21 protein-coding genes and 1 pseudogene are annotated in these 24,529 nt (G+C 72.5%); 10 read left to right on the top strand and 12 right to left on the bottom strand.

The annotated features are described in order from the left end of the window. The first annotated feature begins 49 nt into the window (after window positions 1-49). Complete coding sequence (locus tag PS271_RS26430) at window positions 50-1,084, top strand: fatty acid desaturase family protein (RefSeq protein WP_398385220.1); 1,035 nt, start codon at window positions 50-52, stop codon at window positions 1,082-1,084. Window positions 1,085-1,151: 67 nt separating this feature from the next. Further along, window positions 1,152-1,334, top strand: a complete 183-nt coding sequence (locus PS271_RS26435) for a tail-anchor membrane protein (protein WP_398385222.1) — start codon at window positions 1,152-1,154, stop codon at window positions 1,332-1,334. Between the two features lie 55 nt (window positions 1,335-1,389). Here PS271_RS26435 and PS271_RS26440 read toward each other — a convergent pair whose 3' ends face one another. The 4 genes from PS271_RS26440 to PS271_RS26455 all read right to left on the bottom strand — a co-directional run bounded on the left by PS271_RS26440 (window position 1,390) and on the right by PS271_RS26455 (window position 4,982). Then, entirely contained in the window at window positions 1,390-2,406 is a 1,017-nt protein-coding gene (locus tag PS271_RS26440) for a TolB family protein (RefSeq protein ID WP_398385224.1), read from the bottom strand. Next, a complete protein-coding gene (locus tag PS271_RS26445; protein WP_398385226.1) occupies window positions 2,403-3,704 on the bottom strand; it encodes an MFS transporter in 1,302 nt (433 codons plus the stop codon). The genes PS271_RS26440 and PS271_RS26445 overlap by 4 nt, the downstream gene beginning before the upstream one ends. A gap of 2 nt (window positions 3,705-3,706) precedes the next feature. Beyond that, window positions 3,707-4,603: an alkaline phosphatase family protein gene (locus tag PS271_RS26450; protein WP_398385227.1), complete on the bottom strand. Its 897-nt coding sequence runs from the start codon at window positions 4,601-4,603 to the stop codon at window positions 3,707-3,709. A gap of 91 nt (window positions 4,604-4,694) precedes the next feature. After that, the gene (locus tag PS271_RS26455) at window positions 4,695-4,982 is read right to left on the bottom strand and encodes a hypothetical protein (protein WP_398385229.1); all 288 of its coding nucleotides are present in this window, start codon (window positions 4,980-4,982) and stop codon (window positions 4,695-4,697) included. Window positions 4,983-5,083: 101 nt separating this feature from the next. Between PS271_RS26455 and PS271_RS26460 the strand changes: the two are divergent. Continuing rightward, window positions 5,084-5,985, top strand: a pseudogene (locus tag PS271_RS26460) (oxygenase MpaB family protein). On the opposite strand, the gene PS271_RS26465 reads toward PS271_RS26460, so the two are convergent. Then, window positions 5,968-6,495, bottom strand: coding sequence for a PadR family transcriptional regulator (locus PS271_RS26465; protein ID WP_398385231.1), 528 nt, complete (start codon window positions 6,493-6,495; stop codon window positions 5,968-5,970). The pseudogene PS271_RS26460 and the gene PS271_RS26465 overlap by 18 nt on opposite strands. A 103-nt stretch (window positions 6,496-6,598) precedes the next feature. On the opposite strand from PS271_RS26465, the gene PS271_RS26470 reads away from it, so the two are divergent. Then, entirely contained in the window at window positions 6,599-7,369 is a 771-nt protein-coding gene (locus tag PS271_RS26470; protein WP_398385233.1) for an alpha/beta fold hydrolase, read from the top strand. Between the two features lie 40 nt (window positions 7,370-7,409). Here the strand turns inward: PS271_RS26470 and PS271_RS26475 are convergent, their stop codons facing one another. After that, window positions 7,410-8,057 carry a class I SAM-dependent methyltransferase gene (locus tag PS271_RS26475; RefSeq protein WP_398385235.1) on the bottom strand — a complete coding sequence of 216 codons (648 nt, stop codon included), beginning with the start codon at window positions 8,055-8,057 and terminating at the stop codon, window positions 7,410-7,412. Between the two features lie 125 nt (window positions 8,058-8,182). Between PS271_RS26475 and PS271_RS26480 the strand changes: the two genes are divergently transcribed. Together PS271_RS26480 and PS271_RS26485 are read left to right on the top strand one after the other, a co-directional pair. Next, the gene (locus PS271_RS26480; protein ID WP_398385237.1) at window positions 8,183-8,605 is read left to right on the top strand and encodes a roadblock/LC7 domain-containing protein; all 423 of its coding nucleotides are present in this window, start codon (window positions 8,183-8,185) and stop codon (window positions 8,603-8,605) included. An 89-nt stretch (window positions 8,606-8,694) separates the two neighbouring features. After that, window positions 8,695-9,648 (top strand): DUF6397 family protein, encoded by a 954-nt coding sequence (locus tag PS271_RS26485; protein WP_398385238.1) that lies wholly within the window; start codon window positions 8,695-8,697, stop codon window positions 9,646-9,648. A gap of 33 nt (window positions 9,649-9,681) precedes the next feature. On the opposite strand, the gene PS271_RS26490 is transcribed toward PS271_RS26485, so the two are convergent. Both PS271_RS26490 and PS271_RS26495 read right to left on the bottom strand, forming a co-directional pair. Then, complete coding sequence (locus PS271_RS26490; protein ID WP_398385240.1) at window positions 9,682-10,545, bottom strand: acyl-CoA thioesterase; 864 nt, start codon at window positions 10,543-10,545, stop codon at window positions 9,682-9,684. A 49-nt stretch (window positions 10,546-10,594) separates the two neighbouring features. Beyond that, window positions 10,595-13,108, bottom strand: coding sequence for a DEAD/DEAH box helicase (locus PS271_RS26495; RefSeq protein WP_398385241.1), 2,514 nt, complete (start codon window positions 13,106-13,108; stop codon window positions 10,595-10,597). Between the two features lie 134 nt (window positions 13,109-13,242). On the opposite strand from PS271_RS26495, the gene PS271_RS26500 reads away from it, so the two are divergent. Then, the gene (locus PS271_RS26500) at window positions 13,243-14,034 is read left to right on the top strand and encodes a metal-dependent hydrolase (RefSeq protein ID WP_398385243.1); all 792 of its coding nucleotides are present in this window, start codon (window positions 13,243-13,245) and stop codon (window positions 14,032-14,034) included. Between the two features lie 33 nt (window positions 14,035-14,067). Here PS271_RS26500 and PS271_RS26505 read toward each other — a convergent pair whose 3' ends face one another. Both PS271_RS26505 and PS271_RS26510 read right to left on the bottom strand, forming a co-directional pair. Beyond that, window positions 14,068-15,849, bottom strand: a complete 1,782-nt coding sequence (locus PS271_RS26505; RefSeq protein ID WP_398385244.1) for an ABC transporter ATP-binding protein — start codon at window positions 15,847-15,849, stop codon at window positions 14,068-14,070. Further along, the gene (locus PS271_RS26510) at window positions 15,846-17,678 is read right to left on the bottom strand and encodes an ABC transporter transmembrane domain-containing protein (RefSeq protein ID WP_398385245.1); all 1,833 of its coding nucleotides are present in this window, start codon (window positions 17,676-17,678) and stop codon (window positions 15,846-15,848) included. Before PS271_RS26510 ends, PS271_RS26505 begins: the two co-directional genes overlap by 4 nt. Before the next feature lie 149 nt (window positions 17,679-17,827). Between PS271_RS26510 and PS271_RS26515 the strand changes: the two genes are divergently transcribed. Continuing rightward, entirely contained in the window at window positions 17,828-19,444 is a 1,617-nt protein-coding gene (locus PS271_RS26515; RefSeq protein ID WP_398385247.1) for a peptide-N4-asparagine amidase, read from the top strand. A 78-nt stretch (window positions 19,445-19,522) separates the two neighbouring features. On the opposite strand, the gene PS271_RS26520 is transcribed toward PS271_RS26515, so the two are convergent. Continuing rightward, window positions 19,523-19,963 carry a MarR family winged helix-turn-helix transcriptional regulator gene (locus tag PS271_RS26520; protein WP_398385248.1) on the bottom strand — a complete coding sequence of 147 codons (441 nt, stop codon included), beginning with the start codon at window positions 19,961-19,963 and terminating at the stop codon, window positions 19,523-19,525. A gap of 96 nt (window positions 19,964-20,059) precedes the next feature. Between PS271_RS26520 and PS271_RS26525 the strand changes: the two genes are divergently transcribed. Beyond that, the gene (locus PS271_RS26525) at window positions 20,060-21,877 is read left to right on the top strand and encodes an ABC transporter ATP-binding protein (RefSeq protein WP_398385250.1); all 1,818 of its coding nucleotides are present in this window, start codon (window positions 20,060-20,062) and stop codon (window positions 21,875-21,877) included. A gap of 132 nt (window positions 21,878-22,009) precedes the next feature. Next, entirely contained in the window at window positions 22,010-23,332 is a 1,323-nt protein-coding gene (locus tag PS271_RS26530; RefSeq protein WP_398387072.1) for an MFS transporter, read from the top strand. Here PS271_RS26530 and PS271_RS26535 read toward each other — a convergent pair. Beyond that, window positions 23,329-24,525 (bottom strand): CaiB/BaiF CoA transferase family protein, encoded by a 1,197-nt coding sequence (locus PS271_RS26535; RefSeq protein WP_398385252.1) that lies wholly within the window; start codon window positions 24,523-24,525, stop codon window positions 23,329-23,331. The genes PS271_RS26530 and PS271_RS26535 overlap by 4 nt on opposite strands. Window positions 24,526-24,529 lie beyond the last annotated feature (4 nt).

Below are 24,529 nucleotides of genomic sequence, written 5' to 3' on the forward strand. Positions count from 1 at the left end.
CCGTACGTTCTGTGAGGTCAGCCCAGCTTTCCGACCGTCCGGAGACCCCATGCCCCAGGCCGCCGCCACACTGCTCGCGAAACCCGCCGCGGGCAGTGACTTCGCCCCGCTCCTCCGCCAGGTCCGGGACCAGGGCCTCCTCGAACGCCGCAGGGGCTGGTACGCACGCAGCATCGCGGTGAACCTCCTGGCGCTCGCCGCCACGGCGGCCGGGATCGTGCTCACCGGCGACTCCTGGTGGACGGTCCTGCTGGCCGTCCCCGCCGCCCTGTTCTGGGCCCGCACCGCCTTCGTCGGACACGACAGCGGACACGCCCAGATAGCCGCCACCCGGCGCACGGGCCGGCTGCTCGGCCTGCTCCACGCCGACCTCCTGCTGGGCATGAGCTACGCGTGGTGGAACGACAAGCACAACCGCCACCACGCCAACCCCAACCACGTCGACAAGGACCCCGACGTCGGTGTCGGCGCGCTCGTGTGGACCCAGCGGCAGGCCGCGCAGCGCCAGGGCTTCTCCCGGTGGCTCACCCGCAACCAGGCCCGCCTCTTCTTCCCCATGCTCCTGCTCGAAGGCATCGCCCTGAAGGTCTCCAGCGTGCGCGACCTCAAGCGGCAGAGCGCGGGAGAACGGCGGGCGGAAGCGGCACTCCTCGCCCTCCACGTCACCGGCTACGCCGCCCTGCTGCTGTCCTCGATGTCCCCCGGCAAGGCCGTCGTCTTCGCCCTCGTCCACCACGCGCTCTTCGGTCTCCACCTCGGCATGGTCTTCGCCCCCAACCACAAGGGCATGGAGATGCCCGACCCGGACGGCGAGCGCTGGGGCCACCTCCAGCGCCAGGTCCTCACCTCCCGCAACGTGCGCGGCGGGGTCGTCACGGACTGGCTCATGGGCGGCCTGAACTACCAGATCGAGCACCACCTCTTCCCGAACATGCCGCGCCCCCACCTGCGCCTCGCCCGGCCGCTGGTCCGCGCGCACTGCCGCGCGTCGGGGCTGCCGTACACGGAGACTGGAATCGCCGACTCGTACCGCCAGGCGCTGCGCCACATGCACGACGTGGGCGCCCCGCTGCGGACCGGCTGAGGAACCGGGCGCAGCCGCCGGGCGTTCTCACGGACAGAGCGGCAGCCGTCGCGAAGGAGGCAGGGAAATGAGCAACAGGGCCAAGGTCGCCGCCGGAGGCGTGGCCGTCGGAGTGATCCTGCTGTGGCTGCTGCCCTTCTGGGCCGCGCTGCTGGTGATGGTCGGCGTCCCGGTGGGCGCGTATCTGCTGCTGGACTCCTCGCAGCGCAAGCGGCTGCGCAGGGTCTCGCGCAAGGAGATCGGCCGCTGACGGCCGCGCGAAGCGGCGGGCAGCGGTCCCGCGCGGGAGCCGCGCGGCGCGGGGATCAGCCGGTGAAGGCCGGGGCCAGCGCCGCGGCCATGATGACCCGCGGGCTGCCGGAACCGTCCGCCGGGACGGTCCACAGATCCGATCCGTAGTCGCCGGGCAGCGCGTAGACGAGGGTGTGGGCGTCCCGCCAGACGGCCTGGTCGTCGATGCTGCGCCGCTCGGCCGTCGGGGTCTCGCGCTGCGTGCGCAGGTCCAGGACGTACAACCGCCAGGGCGCCTCCTCGGGCGCGCCCTCCACGCGCTTTTTATAGGCGATGCGCGTCCCGTCGGGCGAGAGGGACGGGCATTCCACGTTGGTGTGCACGCTGTGCAGCGTCCGTGCGGTGCGGTCACCGCGTACGAGACGGGTCCGCCCGCCCGTGGCGACGGTCGCGTAGAAGTGCGTGTCGTCGGCGAACGTGACGCCCCAGACGTTGGTGTCGACGGCCTTGTACGGCCGTCCGTCCAGGAAGAACCGGTAGTCCTCCAGATTGCGGTCCAGCGTCCAGGTGCGTAGGTCCAGGACGGAGGTGCGGGTGGAGAAGTTCGTACCCGCGTACGAGTCGCCGCTGACGAAAACGGTCCAGGCGACGGTACGCCCGCTGGGGGACACCCGGGCCCGGGTCGGTATGCCGGCGAGGTCGTAGTGGCGCAGCTCGCGCAGCCGGGCGTCCAGGACGACGGCCCGGTAGCCGTCCCGGAGCCCGCTGTGCACCGCTTGCAGGCAGATGCCCGTCCCGCCCGCCGCGTGGAAGCGCAGGCAGCGCACCCCTGACGCGGCACGGGGGCCCGAGGGGTCGGCGGCGGGCACCGAGGCGATCTCGTCGCGGTGCGGCCCCCATGCCATGTTCCGGAAGACGCTCCGGCCGGGCGCGTCCAGGACGACCTCGCCGGAGGTGACCCGGGGATCGCCCGGCCGCGCGCGGTCCTTCTCGGCGGCCCGCCCGGCAGCGTGCAGCGTGGCGGCCAGGGCGACGCCGCCGAGGAGCAGGACGGCGGTGAACAGGATCAGGAGACGGCTTCTGCGGGTCATAGGGCCGGGCCCTTGGCGGTTGTCGGGCTCTGAGCGTTCTCCGGGCTCCTCGACGGTCGCAACAGCGGGGCGCTGACGGCGGCGGAGACGGCCAGCCCGGCCGCTGCCGCCTCCAGGGCCGTGCGGTCGCCCCACGCGGCCCAGGCCGCGCCGAAGGCGATCGAGCAGGCGAAGCGGGCGGCTGCCTGCCCGGTCTGCACGACGGCGAGCCCGCTGCCGCGGACGGCCTCGGGGACGGCGTCGGCGGCGGCCGCGGCCAGCACGCCGTCCGTGGCGGCGTAGAAGCTCCCGTGCAGCGCGAGGGCGAGGCACGGCAGGGCGGGCGAGCCGCCGAGCGGGGCGGCGAGCACGCCGTACGCCCCCAGGAGCGCGAGGTGGCCGCAGAGGAACAGCCGTCGCCGCCCGAAGCGGTCGGCGACGGCGCCCAGCGGTACGGCCAGCAGCAGGAAGGTGCCGGCCGTACCCAGCGGCAGCAGCGGGAACCACGTCTCCGACAGGTCCAGGCGCCGCTGGAGGGTGAGGTACAGGAACGAGTCGCTCACGGTGGTCAGCCCCAGCAGCACCGCGCACGCGGTCAGCCGGCGGACCTCCGGACGGCGAGCCACGGCGCGCAGCAGCGCCCGCCCCTCAGGCGCGCTGTGATGCCGTGGAGAGGCCGTGCGGCCGGGCACGAACAGCAAGAGGATGAGCACCCCTAGGGCGGCCGCGCAGCCGCTCACGGTGAACACGGCGTCGTAGCCCCCGGCCGCGGCCCGCAGGACGAGGAAGGCGACCAGGGGACCGATCAGCGCCCCCGCGGTGTCCATCGCGCGGTGCACCCCGAAGGCCCGGCCCCGCGCGGCCGGGTCGCACGCCAGCGAGATCATGGCGTCGCGCGGCGCGGTGCGCAGGCCCTTGCCCGTGCGGTCGGCGGCGAGCACCGCGCCGATCAGGGGCACGCCGTGCACGAGGAGCAGCAGCGGCTTGCACAGGGCGGAGAGGCCGTAGCCGGCTGCGGCCACGGCCTTGTGGCCGCCCGGGCCCCGGTCGGCGAACCTGCCGCCTGCGAGCCGGACGAGCGCGCCGACGCCGTTGTGGATGCCGTCCAGGAGGCCGAAGCCGAGCGGCGAGAGGCCCAGTTCGGCGACGAGGTAGAGCGGCAGGACGGCGGTGACCATCTCCGAGGAGATGTCGGTGACGAGGCTGACGGTGCCCAGGGTGAGCACCGTCGCGGGGACGGCGGCCCGCCGGCCGGGGGAGGGGGACCGGCCGGCGGTGTCGGGGACGCCCGGGGTGGTGCGGCTGTCCGTGAGGTACACCGTCAGCTGTTCCAGATGCCGGTGATGTCGCGCGCGCCCGCCGCCCTGCCTGCGTGCGCGGTGCCGTACATGTCCTCGAGCGTGCGCAGGACGTCGTAGTGGTTGTAGGTGGTGCCGGACGTGGAGCCCGGCTTGACGGGCTGCCCGTACAGGACGGTCGGGATGCGGTTGCCGCTGAGCCTGTTGTCCTCGTCGAAGGTGATGAGGAGCAGGCTGTTGTGCGTCTTGGCCCAGTCCGCATAGCCCTTCAGGTTGTTCTTCAGCCAGGTGTCGCCCGTACCGACGGAGCAGTCGTGCATGTCGCTGCAGAGGTTCGGCACGACGAAGGAGACGGTCGGCAGCTTCGCGTAGTCGCTGGGGAAGGCAGCCATGGTGTGCGCGGTTGCGGTGGGCACGTTACTGAAGCCGAACCAGGGGTTGTGCTTCTGCGCGTACTTGCCGCTCTTGCAGGTGGTGGACCCCTCGGCGGGAAGGGATTCGTTGTAGCTCGCCCAGGTCCTGCCCGCGGCGGTCAGTTCGGAGGCGAGGTTGGGCGCGTCACTGAAGCCGGGGGTGACACAGCTGTCGTCCGTGACGTCCTGGGTGTCGCCCGAGAAGAGCGCGTAGTAGTTGGGCTGGCTGGGGTGCATCTCGGCGTACGAGGCGGTCAGGCCGGCCCCGTCCGAGACGAGGGAGTTGATGTAAGGCGCGCCGGAATTCCCGATGACCTGGCCGTAGGCGTGGTTCTCGAAGACCACGACCACTACGTGGTCGGGAGTGGGCACGGCCGCTGCCGCGGTGGAGTCCGAGGCCCACAGGCCGAGGGACGCGGCGGCGAGGCCGAGAGCCGTGACCAGGGTGCCGAGGTGGCGGCGGCGGAACCGGCGCGGCCCGCGAGAGTGGCTGGTGGCGGGGGGCATACCGGCAAGGTAAGAGAAGCCGCCTGTCATGTACACGCCTTCAAGGTGACGGCTTCGGGAACTGTCGGTGCCGCCGGTCAGGCTCGGCGCCTCAGGCGACCGGCAGGTTGAGCAGTCTGCGTGCCGTGTGCTGCGGCGTCTCGTCGTGCTCCCGGGCGAGCGCGGCGACCGCCCTGCACGCGAGCTCGTTCACGCCGAAGCAGAGCGCCTCGGGGGAGACCCAGCGTGCCGCCTCGGTGCTTCTTTCCTGGTCGTTCTCGGCGCACGCCGCCACGTACGTGGCGGCTGCCTCGAAGAGATTGCGCTGCCGCCCGGCGGGCGGCGGGGGCTCCGGCGGCTGCCAGGCCTCCTCGATGCGCTTGCGGAGCTTGCCGAACACCGATCCTCACCTGCCTCCGCGAGCGTTCCGTGCCGTGGTCGTTCAAGTGTGCCCGCCACCCGTAGAGTTGAACCTCCGACGAACAAGGGGGCGACCGCCGCGTGAAGCGCTACGACCGGCTCAAGGAGATCCGGAGGCTGGACCCCGAACGGGACTTCCTCAGGATCTTCCGGATCGCGGTGACCCTGGAGTTCCCCTGGGACATGACCCGCGCCCTGGAACTCGCCCTCTACAGGACCTACGCCGTGCCCAGCACGGCCGCCTGCTCGCGGAGACGGGCGAGTTCTCCCGCCGTCCGCAGAAGCGCTACGACGACACGGCCCTGCTGCTCGACACCGTCGTGGAGCACGGATTCGACAGCGAGAGCGGCCGGACCGCGATCCGCCGAATCAACCAGATGCACCGCAGCTACGACATCAGCAACGACGACATGCGCTACGTCCTGTGCACCTTCGTCGTCATCCCGGCCAGGTGGGTGGACGCGTACGGCTGGCGAAGGCTCTCCGGGCACGAGCGGCACGCGATCAGCGTGTACTACCGCACCCTGGGCAAGCGCATGGGCATCCAAGGCATCCCGGGCTCCTATGCCGAGTTCGAACACTGCCTGGACGACTATGAGGCTGAGCACTTCGGCTGGGACGAGGGCGGCCGGCGCGTGTCGGACGCGACGCTCGACCTGATGGCCTCCTGGTACCCGCGCCCGCTGGCCCCGCTCGTGCGCGGCGCGAGCATGGCCCTGCTCGACGACTCCCTGCTGCGCGCATTCCGCTACGAGCGGCCCCGCCCCGCCACCCGCGCGCTGGTGCGGGGTGCCCTGCGGGCCCGGGCCGGAGCCGTGCGCCTGCTCCCGCCCCGCCGCACGCCTCACTACGCGCGCCAGAACCCCGAGATCAAGGGCTATCCCGGCGGCTATGTCGTCGCCGGGCTGGGCACGTTTCCCGCCGGCCGCCGCGGCACGGCCTGCCCCGTGCCGCACGGGAACGGTTCAGGCGCCGCGGAGTGAGCCGATCGTCTCGCGCAGCCAGGTCAGTTCCGCACGGCTGGTGGCGCGGGCGATGGTGAGCACTCCGCGCCGGAAGGGATCCTCGATCTCCTCGGCGCGCAGCGGCTGGTCGCCGGCGTAGAAGAAGCTCGCCGGCTGCTGGAGGAAGGCGAGCCGCCGTTCCAGCACGGCGGCCTGCCCCGCCGGTTCACCGAGGTGCCGCAGGAACGCGAGCACCGTGAACCAGCGGTTCTCGTCCGTGATGTCGCTCTCGGCCGGCTCCGCCAGCCGGTGGCGCAGTTCCTCACGGCCGTGAGCTGTGAGGCTGAGCACGTGCCGTGGGGCGGCTCCGGAGCCGGGCCGGGTCTCACGTGCCAGCAGCCCCGCCGACTCCAGCCGCTTGATCGCCGGATACAGCGACCCCTCCGCCACGGGCTTGACGTGCCCGGTCAGTGCGGCGATGCGTTTGCGCAGCTCGTAACCGTGCAGCGAAGCGTCGTAGAGGAATCCGAGGATGGCGAGTTCAAGCATGGCGGTATTCAACCCGACAGCCGCTGTACATCGCTATGGCGGTACATCGTGATCGATGTATGGTGATGATCCAGTACGGAAAATCGCTGGAGGGGAGAAGGGCATGCGACAGGCGGAGTTCGGATCCACGGGGGCCTGTGTGCGATGGACCGAGGCCGCCGGAGGCGGCCCGGCGCGGGTCTATCTCCACGGCCTGGGATCGGCCTCGGCCGTCTACCACGCGCACATCGCGGCCGCCCCGGCGCTGGCCGACCGGCGTTCGCTCTTCATCGACCTGCCCGGGCACGGCATCAGCGACCGCCCCCTGGACTTCGGCTACACCCTGGAGGAGCACGCCGACGCCGTGGCCGCGGCCCTGTACTCGGCCGGGGTCAAGGGGGCCGAGCTCGTGGGCCACAGCATGGGCGGAGCGGTCGCCGTCGTGCTCGCGGCGCGGCGGCCGGAGCTCGTCTCCGGCCTCGTCCTCGCCGAGGCGAACCTGGACCCCGACCCGCCCCGCACGGCCGGCAGCAGCGGCATCGCCTCCTACACGGAGGAAGGTTTCGTCCACGGCGGCGGCTTCACCGAGACGCTGCAACGGGTGGGCCCGTTCTGGCGCGCGACGATGCGGCTGGCCGACCCCACGGCGCTCCACCGCAGCGCGGTCGGCCTGGTGCGCGGGACCCGGCCGACGATGCGCCGCATGCTTCAGGACCTGGCCATTCCGCGAACGTACCTGATGGGTGAGCTGAGCGGCGAACTCACCGGCCGCGAGGGGCTGGAGGCCTCGGGCGTGGCCGTGAAGACCGTGCCCGGCGCCGGGCACAACATGATGTTCGACAATCCCGCCGCCTTCGTGCAGGCGGTCGCCGGGCAGTCCCTCCTGCCCTCCTAGGCCCTGGTCTCCTTCGTCCGCCCCGCTTGTCAGGCCGGTTTTAGACCGCGCCGTTCCGCACAGGGCGGTCCGCGCGGCTCGCGAGCGCCAGGAAGCGCGTGTCCTCGTCCGTGTACGAGTCGAGACGCCAGCCGCCACGCGCCAGCAGGGGGCGCAGGTTGGGCTCGGCGCGCTCGTCGTCGGGCGTCACCTGGCGGCCGTGACGGGCGGCGAGAGCGGCCCGTCCGACGGGGTGGAACAGCGCGAGCCGGCCACCGGGCCGCACGACGCGGGCCAGCTCTCGCAGGCCCTCCGCAAGGTCCGGCAGGTGGGAGACGAGTCCCGCGGCGAAGACGGCGTCGAGCGAACCGTCGCGCAGCGGGAGCCTGGTGACGTCGGCCAGCAGCAACCGGCCGGACCGCTGCCGGCCGGCCCGTACGGCCGCCTCCAGCATCGCAGGGGTGAGGTCCGCGCCGAGCACGACGCCCTGCGGGCCGACGGCCGCGCGCAGCGCCGGCAGCGCCCGGCCGGTGCCGCACCCCGCGTCCAGGACCGCATCGCCCCGCCGCAGCCCGAGATCGGCGACGGCGGCGTCGTAGGCCGGCCCGTCGCCGGGGAACCGGGCGTCCCAGTCGCGCGCCCGCACGCTGAAGAACTCCTGCACGTGGGCGGGATCGCGCCACTGGTCCTTGGTCGTTTCCTGTGCCATGTCCCCATCATGTGCCAACTTGTGCACGGAGGCGTGCCGACGGGCCGGGACGGGTTGCCGACGGCACGCGGGTGAGCAAGGCTTGCACGGCAGTTACGGGGAACAGCCGAACGGGGAGGCGGGACATGGCAGTCGGCAAGGGGCTCGACTGGATGCTGGACGACCTGACCGAGCGCATCGAGCACATACGGCACGCGCTGGTGCTCTCCAACGACGGGCTGGTGACGGGGGCCAGCACGAGCCTGAAGCGCGAGGACGCCGAGCACCTGGCCGCCGTCGCGTCGGGGCTGCACAGCCTCGCGAAGGGCTCGGGCCGGCAGTTCCGGGCCGGCCGGGTGCGGCAGACGATGGTCGAGTTCGACGAAGGCGTGCTGTTCGTGACGGCCGCGGGCGACGGCAGCTGTCTGTGCGTCCTCGGGGCGGCGGAGGCCGACATCGGCCAGATCGGGTACGAGATGACGCTGCTCGTCAACCGCGTCGGCGAGCACCTCGGCGTCGCGGCCCGGCAGCAGAGCGGGGCGCCGGGGGGCCCGGGCGGCGAAAGCTGACGGAAGGTTATCCACAGGCCGGAAACGCCGTCGTACTCCACCGCTATCGTCGTCACTGTCAGTGATCGGACGGTGCCGGGGGAGGAATCATGGCAGTGCAGGAATGCCGGGAGCGGGGGACGGCGGCCACGGTGGCCTGCGGGAGGGCGGCGCGTGAGCTGGGCCTGCGGCCCCGCGAATTCGAGCTCGCCGTGCAGTTGGGGCATGTGCGGACGGTGTCCGTCGCCTTCGGCGGCAGACCGCGGGCACGGGTCGCCCGCGAGGAGATCGAGCGGCTCCGGTCCGGCGCGGGATTCCCCGAATCGCTGCGCAACCGGCTGTGGGCCGTGGGCACGGCGGAGGCCGCCCAGCTGATGGGCGTGAGCCCCGCCCGCTTCGCGCGCCTCGCCAGAGCGGGCTGCTTCGCGCCCGTGAGGTTCTATGTCAATCGCTACCGGGCCGTGGTCTGGCACTATCTGGCCTCCGACCTCGTGGAGTTCGCCGACGCCAATCCCGGACTGCTCGCCGGCCGCACGGACCCCGTGCTCCGCATGGAGCTGGAGGAGCGCGACGACCAGCGGGCCCGGAGCTGGCGCGCCCGGCGGCTCGGCCAGCTGACCGTGCTGACCGCGGACCCCTGGGAGCGCGCGGCGGCCGTCGCGGCCATGCTCGCCCCCGACCAGCTGGCGGACGCCGTGCCCGACCCGTACGAGCGGGCGTATCTGAACCTGCTGCGTCCGGATCTCGCCGGGATCCGCACGGACTCGGCGGCGGCGCGGGAGGTCATCGAGCGGGTGACGATCGCCGTCGATGCCGATGAGATCCGGCGTCACCGGGAGCGGCTCGCCCGGGCCCTGGCCACCGCCCGTGCGGCCCGGCCGGCGCCGAAGCCCGAAGGGTATGCGGAGCCGCCCCGGCCTGCTGCCCTGCCGGCGACGGAGCCGGGGGCGGAGCAGCGGCCGGAGCCGGATCCGGAAGAGGGGCCCGAGGAGCGGGCGGCCGCGGCACCGGAAGCGCCGGCGGGTCTGCGGGGGTGGCTCCGCAGACTGCGGCGCATCGCGTGAGCGCCCCGCGGGGGCCGGCTCCGGCGGCGGCGTTCAGCCGACCTTGCGGAACAGCCCCTCCTGCATCACCGACACCAGCAGCCGGCCTTCGCGGTCGAAGATCTGACCGCGGGCCAGCCCCCGGGCGCCCGTCGCGATGGGGGACTCCTGCTGGTAGAGGAACCACTCGTCGGCCTGAAACGGCCGGTGGAACCACATCGCGTGGTCCAGCGAGGCCATGTCGAAGCCGCGCGGCCCCCACAGCGGCTCCACCGGGATGCGTACGGCGTCGAGGAGCGTCATGTCGCTCGCGTACGTGAGGGCGCAGGTGTGCACGAGCGGGTCGTCGCCCAGCGGCCCCAGCGCGCGCATCCACACCGCGCTGCGGGGCTCGGCGTGCGCCAGTTCCTGCGGGGTCCAGCGCAGCCGGTCCACGTAGCGGATGTCGAAGGCCAGCCGGCGCTCCATGTGCCGCAGTGCGCTGGGCAGCTCGCCGAGGCGGTCGCGGATCTCGTCGGCGAGCCGCGGCAGCTCCTCCGGCGCCGGCACGTCCGGCATGGCCACTTGGTGCTCGAAGCCCGGTTCGGGCTCGTGGAAGGAGGCGGTGAGATTGAAGATCGTCCGGCCCTGCTGGACGGCCACCACGCGCCGCGTGGTGAAGGAGCGCCCGTCGCGCACCCGCTCCACCTGGTACACGATCGGCACGCCCGGCCGCCCCGGGCGCAGGAAGTACGCGTGCAGCGAGTGGACCGGGCGGTCACCATCGGTGGTCCGCCCGGCCGCGACCAGCGCCTGCCCGGCCACCTGCCCGCCGAAGACGCGCTGCAGCGACTCGTCGGGACTGCGGCCCCGGAAGATGTTCAGGTCGATCCGCTCCAGGTCGAGCAGACCCACCAGACGGTCGGTCGGTGTGGTCATCGGGCCTCCTTCGCTGCCGGGGCGGGCCGCGGGGGCCGCGCCTCGGAGGCTACAGCTGACCGACGTCCACGACGCGGACCACCGCGCGGCCCTCCTCGTCGGAGGCGGTGAGGTCCACCTCGGCCGTGATGCCCCAGTCGTGGTCGCCACCGGGGTCCGCGAAGGTCTGCCGGACCCGCCACAGCCCGTCCTCGGGCTTCTCCTCGATGCGCAGCAGCTTCGGGCCGCGCGCGTCGGGACCGGTCCCCAGGTCGTCGTACTCGTCCCAGTAGGCGTCCATGGCCTCGGCCCAGCGGTCCTCGTCCCAGCCGGCGTCGGCGTCCATCTCGCCGAGCTCGCCGACCTTGTCGAGGGCGGCCAGCTCGACCCGGCGGAAGAGCGCGTTGCGCACCAGCACCCGGAAGGCGCGGGCGTTCGCCGTGACCGGCTTGACCTGGTCGGCGCGGTCCTGGGCCTCCTCCGCCGACTCCTCCTCGGGGTTCGCCAGCTGCTCCCACTCGTCCAGCAGGCTGGAGTCGACCTGGCGCACCATCTCGCCCAGCCAGGCGATCAGGTCCTCGAAGTCGTCGGACTTCAGGTCATCGGGGACGGTGTGGTCCAGCGCCTTGTACGCACTGGCCAGATAGCGCAGGACGATGCCCTCGGTCCGCGCCAGGTCGTAGAAGGAGGTGAACTCCGTGAAGGTCATGGCCCGCTCGTACATGTCGCGGATGACCGACTTCGGCGACAGCGGGTGGTCGCCGACCCAGGGGTGGCTCTTGCGGTAGAGGTCGTAGGCGTGGGTCAGCAGCTCGTCCAGCGGCTTGGGGTACGTCACGTCCATGAGCCGCTCCATGCGGTCCTCGTACTCGACGCCGTCCGCCTTCATCGCCGCGACGGCCTCGCCGCGCGCCTTGTTCTGCTGCGCCGCGAGGATCTGCCGCGGGTCGTCCAGCGTGGACTCGACCACCGAGACCATGTCCAGGGCGTAGGACGGGGACTCCGGGTCCAGGAGCTCGAAGGCGGCGAGCGCGAACGTCGACAGCGGCTGGTTGAGCGCGAAGTCCGACTGCAGGTCCACGGTGAGGCGGACGATCCGGCCCTCGGCGTCGGGCTGCTCGAGCCGCTCGACCACGCCGCCGTCGAGGAGGGAGCGGAAGATCGCGATGGCGCGGCGGATGTGCCGCAGCTGGTTCCGGCGCGGCTCGTGGTTGTCCTCCAGCAGGCGTCGCATCGCGTCGAAGGCGTTGCCCGGGCGCGCGATGACCGCCAGCAGCATCGCGTGCGTGACGCGGAAGCGCGAGGTCAGCTGCTCCGGCTCGGAGGCGATGAGCTTCTCGAAGGTGTTCTCGCCCCAGTTGACGAAGCCCTCGGGCGCCTTCTTGCGGACCACCTTGCGCCGCTTCTTGGGGTCGTCGCCGGCCTTCGCCAGGGCCTTCTCGTTCTCGACGACGTGCTCCGGGGCCTGGGCGACGACGAAGCCGGCCGTGTCGTAGCCGGCCCGCCCCGCGCGGCCCGCGATCTGGTGGAACTCCCGCGCCCGCAGGGTCCGCACCCGCTGGCCGTCGTACTTGGTGAGGGCGGTGAACAGCACCGTGCGGATCGGCACGTTGACGCCGACGCCGAGGGTGTCCGTGCCGCAGATGACCTTCAGCAGACCCGCCTGCGCCAGCCGCTCCACCAGGCGGCGGTACTTGGGCAGCATGCCCGCATGGTGCACGCCGATGCCGTGCCGGACGTAGCGCGAGAGGTTCCTGCCGAACTTGGTGGTGAAGCGGAAATTGCCGATCAGCTTGGCGATCTCGTCCTTCTCCTCGCGCGAGCACATGTTGATGCTCATCAGCGCCTGCGCCCGCTCCACGGCCGCGGCCTGCGTGAAGTGCACGATGTAGACGGGCGCCTGGTGCGTCTGGAGGAGCTCGGTGAGGGTGTCGGTGAGCGGCGTCGAGCGGTACTCGTAGGAGAGCGGCACGGGCCGGGTCGCCGAGCGGACCACGGCGGTGGGACGCCCCGTGCGCCGGGTCAGGTCATCCTTGAAACGGGATACATCGCCCAAAGTGGCCGACATCAGGATGAACTGCGCCTGGGGCAGCTCCAGCAGCGGGATCTGCCACGCCCAGCCCCGGTCCGGCTCCGCATAGAAGTGGAACTCGTCCATCACGACCTGGCCGATGTCGGCGTCCTTGCCGTCCCGCAGCGCGATGGAGGCGAGCACCTCGGCGGTGCAGCAGATGATGGGCGCGTCGGCGTTGACCGAGGCGTCGCCCGTGAGCATGCCGACGTTCTCCGTGCCGAACATCTTGCACAGGTCGAAGAACTTCTCCGACACCAGCGCCTTGATGGGCGCGGTGTAGAAGGTCACCTGGTCGTTGGCGAGCGCGGTGAAGTGCGCACCGGCCGCGACGAGGCTCTTGCCGGAGCCGGTGGGGGTCGAAAGGATCACGTTCGCCCCGGAGACCACCTCGATCAGCGCCTCCTCCTGCGCGGGGTACAGCGAGATGCCCCGCTCCTCGGCCCAGGCCGAGAAGGCTTCGAAAAGGGCATCGGGGTCGGCATGGCTCGGCATCTGATCGATAAGGGTCACCCCTCCATACTGCCTGGCCCCGGACCGGATCAGGGAACCGGCCGGTCCAATGGTGATCATCCGGACGCTACGCTGAGTCGCCGACCCGGCGTCAGAACAGCGCACGCCGTCCGGCACAGGAAGTGGGAACGACCATGATGGGACCGGCGCACTCGCTCTCGGGAGCGGCCGCCTGGCTGGGAGTGGGATCGGCGATGGCGGCCGCCGGCGAGCCGATGCCCTGGCCGGTGCTCGTCGTCGGCGCCCTGATCTGCGCCGGAGCGGCACTCGCCCCCGACCTCGACCACAAGTCGGCGACGATATCGCGCGCCTTCGGCCCGGTGTCCCGCGTCCTGTGCGACGTCATCGACAAGCTGTCGCACTCCGTCTACAAGGCCACCCGCGGCCACGGGGACCCACGCCGCAACGGCGGCCACCGCACGCTCACCCACACCTGGCTGTGGGCCGTCCTCATAGGCGCCGGCACCTCCGCACTGGCGGTCACGGGCGGGCGCTGGGCCGTCCTCGGCATCCTCTTCGTCCACCTCGTGCTCGCGGTCGAGGGGCTCCTGTGGCGCGCGGCCCGCACCTCCAGCGACGTCCTGGTGTGGCTCCTCGGGGCCACCAGCGCCTGGATACTGGCCGGCGTCCTGAACGAGCCGGGCAACGGCGCCGGCTGGCTCTTCTCCGGTCCCGGCCAGGAGTACCTGTGGCTGGGCCTGCCGATCGTCCTCGGTGCCCTCGTCCACGACATCGGCGACGCACTGACCGTCTCCGGCTGCCCGATCCTGTGGCCCATACCCGTCGGCCGCAAGCGCTGGTACCCGGTCGGACCGCCGAAGGCCATGCGCTTCCGGGCGGGCAGCTGGGTGGAGCTCAAGGTCCTCATGCCGGCGTTCCTCGTGCTCGGGGGGCTGGGCGGGCTCGGGGCCCTGGAGTTCATCTGACCCGGGGCACCCTCGCCCGCCCCGCGCGGGCGGCTACCGGTGCCAGGAGCGCCACAGGGCTGCGTACGCACCGCCCGCCGCGACCAGCTCGTCGTGGCTGCCCAGCTCGGTGATCCGGCCGTCCTCCGCCACCGCGATCACGTCCGCGTCATGGGCGGTGTGCAGCCGGTGCGCGATGGCCACCACCGTACGGCCCTCCAGGACCGTCGCCAGCGAACGCTCCAGGTGCCGGGCCGCACGCGGGTCCAGCAGCGAAGTCGCCTCGTCCAGCACCAGCGTGTGCGGATCGGCGAGCACGAGCCGCGCCAGGGCGACCTGCTGGGCCCGGGCCGGGGTGAGCGCGAGCCCGCCCGAACCCACCGCCGTGTCCAGGCCGTCCGCGAGCGCCCGCGCCCAGCCGTCGGCGTCCACCGCGCCGAGGGCGGCCCACAGCTCGCCGTCGTCGGCGTCCGTCCGGGCGAGGAGCAGGTTGTCGCGCAGCGACCCCACGAAGACGTGGTGCTCCTGGTTGACCAGGGCCACGTGGCGGCGCACCCGCTCCGCGGGCATCCGCGCGAGCTCCGCACCGCCGAGCGTCACCGCGCCCGAGCGCGGCGCGTAGACACCAGCCAGCAGCCGGCCCAGCGTCGACTTCCCCGCGCCGGACGGCCCGACCAGCGCCACCCGGCTCCCCGGCCGGACATTCAGGGAGACGCCGTGCAGGACGTCGTTGCCCGCCACATAGCCGAATCGCACCTCGTCGGCCCGGACCTCCCGGCCCTTCGGGTCCGTGCCGTCGTCCGCGCCGTCCGTCCCGATCTCGCGCACCCCCACCAGCCGGGCGAGCGACACCTGCGCGATCTGGAGCTCGTCGTACCAGCGCAGGATCAGGCCGACGGGCTCGACGAGCATCTGTGCGAACAGCGCGCCCGTCGTGAGCTGCCCCACCGACACCCAGCCCCGCAGCACGAAGACACCGCCGATGATCAGCACGGAGCCGAAGACCAGCGAGTGGGTCGCATTGATCACCGGGAAGAGGACCGACCGCAGCCACAGCGTGTACCGCTCCCACTGGGTCCACTCGGCGACCCGCCGGTCGGACAGCGCCACGCGGCGCTCGCCCAGCCGGTGCGCCTCGACGGTCCGCCCGGCGTCGACGGTCTCGGTGAGCGACGCCGCCACGGCGGCGTACCCCGCGGCCTCCGAACGGTAGGCGCCCGGCGCCCGGCGGAAGTACCAGCGGCAGCCGATGACGAGCACCGGCACGGCGACCAGCACGCACAGCGCGAGCGGCGGCGCCGTCACCGCCAGCGCTCCCAGCAGCAGCGCCGCCCAGACGAAGCCGATCGCCAGCTGGGGCACGGCCTCGCGCATGGCGTTCGCCAGCCGGTCGATGTCGGTCGTGATCCGCGACAGCAGGTCACCGGTGCCGGCCCGTTCCAGGACGCCCGGCGGCAGCCCCACCGACCGCACCAGGAAGTCCTCGCGCAGGTCCGCCAGGATCTCCTCGCCGAGCATCGACCCCCGTAGCCGCACCATGTGGACGAACACGGCCTGCACGGCCAGAGCGACGGCGAACAGCGAGAGCGTGCGCCCCAGATGGACCTCCGCCGCCCCGGCCGACAGGTTCTCGACCATCCCGCCCAGCAGGTAGGGGCCGGTCATGGAAGCGGTCACGGCGACGGCGTTCACCGTCACCAGCAGCATGAACGCCCTCCGGTGTCTGCGGAACAGCTCGCGCACATAGGCTCCTACGGTCGCGGGCCCGGCGACCGGGAGCGTGGCCGCCGACTCCGGCGCCGCGGGGTCGTGGGCAGGGGGTGCCACACCGATCATGCCGACTCCTCGATCTGTTCGCTCCCGCCGAGCCCGGAGAGCTCCGCGTCCCTCGGCCGGGCCGGCGCCGTCACGGCGTCCGTCTCCCGGGTGACCACGGCGCGGTACGCCGGGTCGTCGTGCAGCAGCCCGCGGTGCGTCCCCACCCCCACGGTCCGGCCCTCCTGCACGAACACCACGCGGTCCGCCCGGTCGAGCAGCAGCGGGCTGGAGGAGAACACCACCGTCGTACGGCCCTGCCGCAGGGCTCGCAGCCCGTCGGCGATCCGCGCCTCCGTGTGCGAGTCGACCGCCGACGTGGGCTCGTCGAGCACCAGCACCTGCGGGTCGGTCACCAGCGACCGGGCCAGTGCCAGCCGCTGCCGCTGCCCTCCCGACAGCGAGCGGCCCCGCTCGGTGATCCGGGCCCGCATCGGGTCGCCTGAGGCATCCGGAGAGGCCTGCGCCAGGGCGGTCAGCACGTCGCCGCACTGCGCCGCGGCCAGCGCGTCCTCGGTCGCCACGGCACCCGAGGCGGGCACGTCCAGCAGTTCGGCGAGCGTCCCCGACAGCAGCACCGGGTCCTTGTCCTGGACGAGGACCGCGGTACGGGCCGCCTCCAACGGCAGCTCGTCCAGTGCGACGCCGCCGAGCAGTGCCGACGGCGCCCCCTCGGAGCCGGCCGAGGCATGCCCGCCCAGCCGGTCGGCCAGCCGGCCCGCCACGTCCGGGTCACCGCACACCACGGCGGTCAGCAGCCCCGCCGGGGCCGACAGCCCGCTCCCCGGGTCGTACAGCTCCCCGGCCGGCGCGACCGCGGACCCTTCACCCGGGGCTGCACCGGCCGGGCCGGCCGTGCGGGCCAAGGACAGCACGCGGGCCGCGCGCGCCGCCGAGGGACGGGAGAAGGAGTACGCCATGGCGATCTCTTCGAACACCCGCAGAGGGAAGAGGAGGAACGTGACCACGCTGTAGACGGCGACCAGTTCGCCGATGCCGACCTTGCCGTCCTCCACCAGCCCGGCCCCGTACCCGACCACCGCGATCAGCAGCAGCCCCGGCAGCAGCACCTGGACGGCCGCGATCAGGGCCCACATCCGAGCGCTGCGCACGGCTGCGCGCCGCACCTCCTGGGAGGCGCGCCGGTAGCGGTCCAGGAACAGCTCCTCGCCGCCGATGCCGCGCAGCACGCGCAGTCCGGCCACGGTGTCGGAGGCCAGCTCCGTGGCGTAACCCGCCTTCTCGCGCTGCTCGTCGGCCCGCTTCGTCGCCGGCGGCAGCAAGGGGAGCACGCCCAGGACCAGCGCCGGCACCGCCAGCGCGATCAGCGCGCCCAGGGCGGGCTGGTAGATCACGAGGGCCACGCACACGGCGAGCGTGGTGAACAGCGCGGAGCCGAAGCGCGAGAGGGCCTCCACGAACCAGCCGATCCTCTCGACGTCGGCCGTCGACACCGCCACGACTTCCCCGGCGGCGACCTGGCGGGTCAGGGTGGCTCCCAACTCGGCCGTCTTACGAGCCAGAAGCTGCTGCAACCGGGCGGCAGCAGTGATCCAGTTCGTGATCGCCGTGCGGTGCAGCATCGTGTCGCCCAGCGCTATGAGCACGCCCAGCAGCACCATCAGCCCGCCCGCCACGGTCAGCCGGGTGCCCGAGCGGTCGACCACCGCCTGCACGGCGATGCCGAGGGCCACCGGCAGCGCGGCCACGGCGGCCATGTGCACCACGCCCCACACCAGGGCCTTGGCCTGGCCCGCCAGTTGGTTCCGCCCGAGCCAGAGCAGGAGGCGCGGCCCCGACCTCGTGTCGGGCCGGCCGGGATCGGCGTACGGAAGGTCGCGAATCTGCATGACATCCCAGGGGGTGGGCGGGCCGGCAGGAGTTGTGAAAGGTTCGCGCCACTGGAGTGCCGCATTCAACTGGTTTTCACACACTGACGCCGAGTCAGGCCAAAAGGGGCCCTGGCGCACTGCTGTGCGAGGCGCTTCACTCCTGCCCCATGAGACGACTGTTCCTCGCAGTGTGCGCCGCGGCCGCCGGCCTGGCGCTGAGCGTGAGCCCCGCCCTGGCCGCCGGCCCGCCGACCGAGTTCGGCACGGACTGGCACGACCCGGTCACCGCCGGCCCGCCCGTCGCCGTACCGGACACCAAGTCCTGCACGGCGACGCTCGCCGACACCGAATTCCGTGACTACACGCCCTACAAGAGCACGTACCTGCCCCCCAAGGGCTGCGGCGACCGCTGGAACAAGGTCGTCCTGCGGCTCGACGGAGCGGTCGCCGGACGGCAGTACGACCGCCTCGGCTACCTCCAGGTCGGAGGGGTGGAAGTGCTGCGCACCTCCACCCCGGAGCCCTCACCCGAAGGCATCACCTGGCATGTGGAAAAGGACGTCACCCGCTACTCCGCCACGTTCCGGGACCAGCAGCCCGTAGAGATGCTCATCGGCAACCTGGTGAACGAGACCTACACCGGTGTCATCAAGGTCAAGGCGACCCTGACCTTCTACGCCGCCGAGGGACGGACCGGGCCGGCACAGACGCCCGACAAAGTCCTCACTCTCGACAGTGGGCACAACGCCGGTACGTCCTACGAAGGCATGCTCACCACGCCGCGCAACAGCGAGAGGATCGTCGCGGAGGTGTACGCGACGGGCTCGGGCGGCGGCTGCGAGGAGTTCTGGTACCTGACCGTGCCGGACGCCGCACCGTACTCCTGCAAGGCCAAGGACGGCCCGTACCGCGAGGTCCAGGTGTCCGTGGACGGCAAGCTCGCCGGCATTGCCGCGCCCTTCCCCACGGTATGGACGGGCGGCTGGTCCAACCCGTTCCTCTGGTACGTCGTCCCCGGGCCGCGCGCCTTCGACGTGCGGCCCCTGGAGTACGACCTGACGCCGTTCGCCGGGCAGCTCAACGACGGCAAGCCGCACCGGATCACGGTCGCGGTGGCCGGGGTGCCCGAGGGACAGAGCGGCTGGAGCACCCCCACCAACGTCCTGGTGTGGCAGGACGCAAAAGCCGACCGGGTCACCGGCGCCCTCACCGCGCACAGGACCGGAGCGCCCGCGAACACGGTCGCCTACGAGCCCGGCACCGAGCACACCCTGAAGGCCGACGGCGGGCACTCCCTGACCGTCGCCGGATACGTCGACACCTCGCACGGCAGGGTGGCGACCACGGTGACCCGCAACGTCGCCGCCTCCTCCACCCACCGCTGGACCGACGGCGAGTCGAAGGACGGGCTCCGGGCCCGCTGGACGGACGACGAGGACGTCACCGTGACCGGCCGGGGGCCCGCCGTCACGACCCGTGCCCACCGCGCCTACAGCATGGACGGCGAGATCACCATCGGCTCCGGCGACCGGTTGCGCACCGTGATGACCATGGGAGACCGCTCCGACAGCGTGACGCTCCGCGCCGGGAAGAGGATCGGCTGGTCGCGGCTCGACGACACCTATACGGGTGACGCCGCGTACAACCAGAACGTCCCCCGCGAGCAGCGGCACGCGACCGGCGTCTCGCGCGAGCGCTACCGCCTCCTCGGGCCGGGCAGCTGCTACGACCGGACTCTGGCCACCGCCCAGGGCGAACTGACGGAGGACAGCCGCTCCTGCTGACCGTCCAGGCGTCCGAGTGGTCCTGCGCCGGGCGGGCGCGAGGCGCTTCGGGGGCGCCGCACCCGCCCGGCGCGGGCATCAGTGGGAGGGGCCCGGGCCCGCCATCAGCTCGTCCAGGAGGCTTCCCAGCTGATCGCGCTGCGCGGCGGAGAGGGGCGCCAGGACGTCCTCCACGGCCGTGCGCCGGGCCTCCCTGAGCTGCCGCAGGATCCTGCGGCCCTCGTCGGTCAGCTCGATCCGGATGACCCGGCGGTTGGACGGGTCGGGCACCCGGCGTACCGAGCCGCCTGTCTCCAGGGCGTCGACGAGGGTGGTGACCGCCCGTGGCACGACCTCCAGGCGCTGGGCCAGGTCCGCCATCCGGGGCGGGTGGTCGCAGTGCGCGACCGTGCGCAGCAGCCGGGACTGGGCGGGCGTGATCCCCACCGGGTCCAGATAGCGCTTCTGGGCCCGGTGGAGCCTGCGGGTGAGCCGCAGCAACTGCTCGGCGAGCTGTCCGGAGGGGTCGGGGGCGGTCATGATCGCAAGGTTACCAGGACCATGTGCATTGTGAGCTTAGGTAACAGTGAGCTATGCTCGGCAACCGGCACTGTCGTCTCCGAAATCCAGGAGCCCATGCACCACGACGAACAGCAATGGACCCCACCGCCCGCCGACCCCGAGCAGCCCGCCCAGGTGCGGCGCATCCTGCGGCTCTTCCGCCCCTACCGCGGCCGGCTCGCCCTCGTCGGCCTCCTCGTCGCCGCCTCCTCGCTCGTCTCCGTCGCCTCGCCGTTCATGCTGCGCGAGATCCTCGACACCGCGATCCCCCAGGGGCGTACGGGACTGCTGTCCCTCCTTGCGCTCGGCATGATCGTCGCCGCGGTCGTCAACAGCGTCTTCGGCGTCCTGCAGACCCTGCTCTCCACGACGGTCGGCCAGCGCGTCATGCACGACCTGCGCGCCGCCGTCTACGACCGCCTCCAGCGCATGCCGCTGGCGTTCTTCACCCGGACCCGCACCGGCGAGGTGCAGTCCCGCATCGCCAATGACATCGGCGGCATGCAGGCCACCGTCACCTCCACGGCCACCTCGCTCGTCTCCAACCTCACCAGCGTCGTCGCCACGGTGGTCGCGATGCTGGCCCTCGACTGGCGGCTGACCCTCGTCTCGCTGCTCCTCCTGCCGGTGTTCGTCGCGATCAGCCGCCGCGTCGGCCGCGAGCGCAAGAAGATCACCTCTCAGCGGCAGAAGCAGATGGCGGTCATGGCCGCGATGGTCACCGAATCGCTCTCCGTCAGCGGCATCCTGCTCGGCCGCACGATGGGCCGCGCCGACTCCCTGACCCGGTCCTTCACCAAGGAGTCCGAACGCCTCGTCGGCCTCGAAGTGCGGGCGAACATGGCCGGGCGCTGGCGCATGTCGACCATCGGCGTCGTCATGGCCGCCATGCCCGCGGTCATCTACTGGGCCGCGGGCATCGCCATGGGGACAGGCGGGCCGGGCATCTCCACCGGCACCCTGGTGGCCTTCGTCTCCCTTCAGCAGGGCATGTTCCGGCCCGCCGTCAGCCTGCTGTCCACGGGCGTGCAGATGCAGACCTCCATGGCGCTCTTCCAGCGCATCTTCGAATACCTCGACCTGCCGGTGGACATCGCCGAGCCGGAGAAGCCGGTCCGGCTGCGAGAGGTGCGGGGCGACGTGCGCTTCGAGGACGTCACCTTCGCTTACGACGCGCCGGGCTCCCGCGAGCCCTCGGCCCCCACGCTGAGCGGGATCGACCTGACCGTGCCGGCCGGCGGCAGCCTCGCCGTCGTCGGGCCGACGGGCTCCGGCAAGAGCACCCTCAGCTATCTCGTCCCGCGGCTCTACGACGTCACCGGCGGCCGCGTCCTGATCGACGGCGTCGACGTCCGCGACCTCGACTTCGACACCCTGGCCAGGGCGGTCGGAGTGGTCTCCCAGGAGACCTACCTCTTCCACGCCTCCATCGCGGACAACCTCCGCTTCGCCAAGCCCGACGCGACGGACGAAGAGATCAGATCGGCGGCCCGCGCCGCACAGATCCACGACCACATCGACGCCCTCCCCGACGGGTACGACACGCTCGTCGGCGAGCGGGGGTACCGCTTCTCGGGCGGCGAGAAACAGCGCCTGGCCATCGCCCGTACGATCCTGCGCGACCCTCCCGTCCTCATCCTCGACGAGGCGACCAGCGCCCTGGACACCCGCACCGAACACGCCGTCCAGCAGGCCATCGACGCCCTCTCCGCCGGCCGGACGACGATCACCATCGCGCACCGCCTCTCGACCGTCCGCAACGCCGACGAGATCGTCGTCCTCGATGGCGGGCAGGTCACCGAGCGCGGCACCCACGAGGAGCTCCTCACACGGGACGGGCACTACGCGGCCCTCGTGCGCCGGGACGCGGGGCGCGTGACGGCCGACGTGTGAAGGCCGGTCCATGGCGGCTGTTCTGTGAAGGCTCCATGAACGGAGTTCGTACGGGTGTGCGGAGCCGTCGCCGGGGGGATCCAAAGGATCATGACGCAATCCGAGCCACTGTCCGGACCCGCCGACGGCGGCATGGCCACCCGCGGCGGGCCGGCCCCTGAACCATCCAGGCCCGCCTCCCCACCCCCACCCCGGCCCCGCTCCTCTGTCCGCCAGCTCGCCGCGGCGTCCGTCGGCAACGCCGCGGAGTGGTACGACTGGTACGCCTACTCCTTCCTGGCGGTCTACTTCGCCGACCAGATCTTCCCCAAGGGCTCCGGCGACTCCCTCGTGCCGCTGCTCTCCACATTCGCCGTCTTCGCGGTCGGCTTCTTCATGCGCCCGGTCGGCGGCCTGCTCATGGGCGCGGTCGCCGACCGGCGCGGCAGGCGGGCGGCTCTCACGGTCACCATCCTGCTGATGGGCGCCGGGAGCCTGCTCCTCGCCCTCACCCCCACCTACGCCGCCGCGGGCGTCCTCGCCCCCGTGGTCCTCGTGGTCGCCCGGCTGATCCAGGGGCTCTCGGTCGGAGGGGAGTTCGCCGCCTCCACGACGTTCCTGGTCGAATCCGCGGGCCCGGGCCGCAGAGGGCTGTTCTCCAGTTTCCAGTACGTGTCCACCACCGCCGGCCAGCTCCTCGCCTCGGGCACGGCCGCCCTGCTCGCCCACCTCCTCACCGAAGGACAGATGGGGGACTGGGGCTGGCGCGTGCCGTTCCTCGTCGGCGCGCTCATCAGCCTGGCCGGATTCTGGATCCGGCAGGGCGCGCAGGAGACGCACGGCATACCCGGCAAGGCGTCCGAACGCCCGGCCGTCCTCGAAGCGCTGCGCCGCCACCCCCGCCAGTCCCTGCTGATCTGCGGCATCACCGCCGGCGGCACGCTGGCCTACTACACCTGGACCACCTACCTGCCGACCTACGCCCAGATGAACGCCGGCATCAGCAAGGGCGACGCGCTCACGGCCGGCACGATCTCGCTGGCCTTCTTCGCCGCGCTGCAACCCCTCGGCGGACTGCTGTCGGACCGCGTGGGCCGCAAGCCCCTGCTGATCGGCTTCGCAGTGGGGTTCGCCGCCCTTGCCGTCCCTCTGCTGCACGCGATCGGCGGCTCTCTCACGTCGCTGCTGCTCGTGCAGTGCGCGGGCATGGTGCTGCTCACGGGGTACACCTCGATCGCCGCGGCCGTGAACGCCGAGGTCTTCCCCGCGCGGGTACGGGCCGCGGGGATCGGCTTTCCCTATTCGCTCACCGTGGCACTGTTCGGAGGCACCGCCCCCTACCTCGGCACCTGGTTCAAGGACTCGGGCCACCCGGGGGCCTTCCCCTGGTACGTGGCCGGGCTCTGCCTCGTCTCCGCGTGCGTCTACGTGATCCTCCCGGAGACCGCGAAGCGCCCGCTCGACCGGGCCGCCTAGCCCGCCGGCTTCCGTTCCTCCCCGGCCTCGGAGGCCGCGGCTGCAGCGCCGCCCGGTGCGGCGAACTCGGCGCGGACGGCGTCCGTGTGTTCCCCCAGCGCCGGCACCGCCCGCATCGCCGCCTCCCGGCCCCTCACCTCGACGGGCGGGAGCAGCCCGCGCAGCGGACCGGCGGGGGAGCCGAAATCGCGCCAGCGGTCGCGCGCCGCGAGCTGCGGATGCGCGGTGAACTCGGCCACCGTCCGCAGCCGGGCGTTCGCGATCCCCGCCCCGTCGAGCAGGGCGGCCACCCCGTCCGCCGTGTGCGGGGCGAAGTGTTCTTCGATGACGGCGGTGAGTTCGTCGTCGTGGGCCCGGCGCAGCGGGTTGTCCGCGAAGCGGGGGTCGCGGACCAGGCCGGGCCGCCGCAGCACCCGCTCGCACAAGGCCGACCACTCCCGGTCGTTCTGCACGCTCAGGAACACCTGCCCGCCGTCGCCGCAGCGGTAGTGCCCGTACGGGGAGATGGACGGGTGGCGGGCCCCGCTGCGGGTGAGCGGAGCACCGCCGTAGGCCTCCGCGAAGTACGGCTGCCCCATCCACTCCGCGAGCGCGTCGAAGAGCGAGACGGACAGGGCCGTGCCCTCTCCGGTGCGCTCGCGCTCGTAGAGGGCGGTGAGGATGCCCGTGTAGGTGTACATGCCGCCCGCGATGTCGGCTATGGAGATGCCGGGGCGGGCGGGGGCGCCGGCGTCCCCGGTGAGCGAGACCAGCCCGGTCTCGCACTGCACCAGCAGGTCGTAGGCCTTCTTGTCGCGGTACGGGCCCTCCGCGCCGTATCCCGAGAGGTCGCAGGTGATCAGGTGGGGGTGGCGGGCGCGCAGTACGTCGCTGCCGAAGCCCAGCCGTCCTGCCGCTCCGGGGGCCAGGTTCTGGACGAACACGTCGGCGCGGGCGAGGAGACGGTCGAGCAGGGTGCGGTCCTCGTCGGCCTTGAGGTCGAGGGCGACGCTCTCCTTCCCGCGGTTGACCCAGACGAAATAGGCGGAGAGCCCCTTGGTCCCGCGGTCGTAGTCGCGGGCGAAGTCCCCGCGCCCCGGCCTCTCGACCTTGATCACGCGCGCGCCGAGGTCGGCGAGCTGGCGGGTGGCGAACGGGGCGGCCACGGCCTGTTCGAGGGCGACGACTGTGATGTCGTGCAGGGGCAGCTTCAACTCG

The sequence above is a fragment of the Streptomyces sp. SCA2-17 genome, assembly GCF_044336695.1.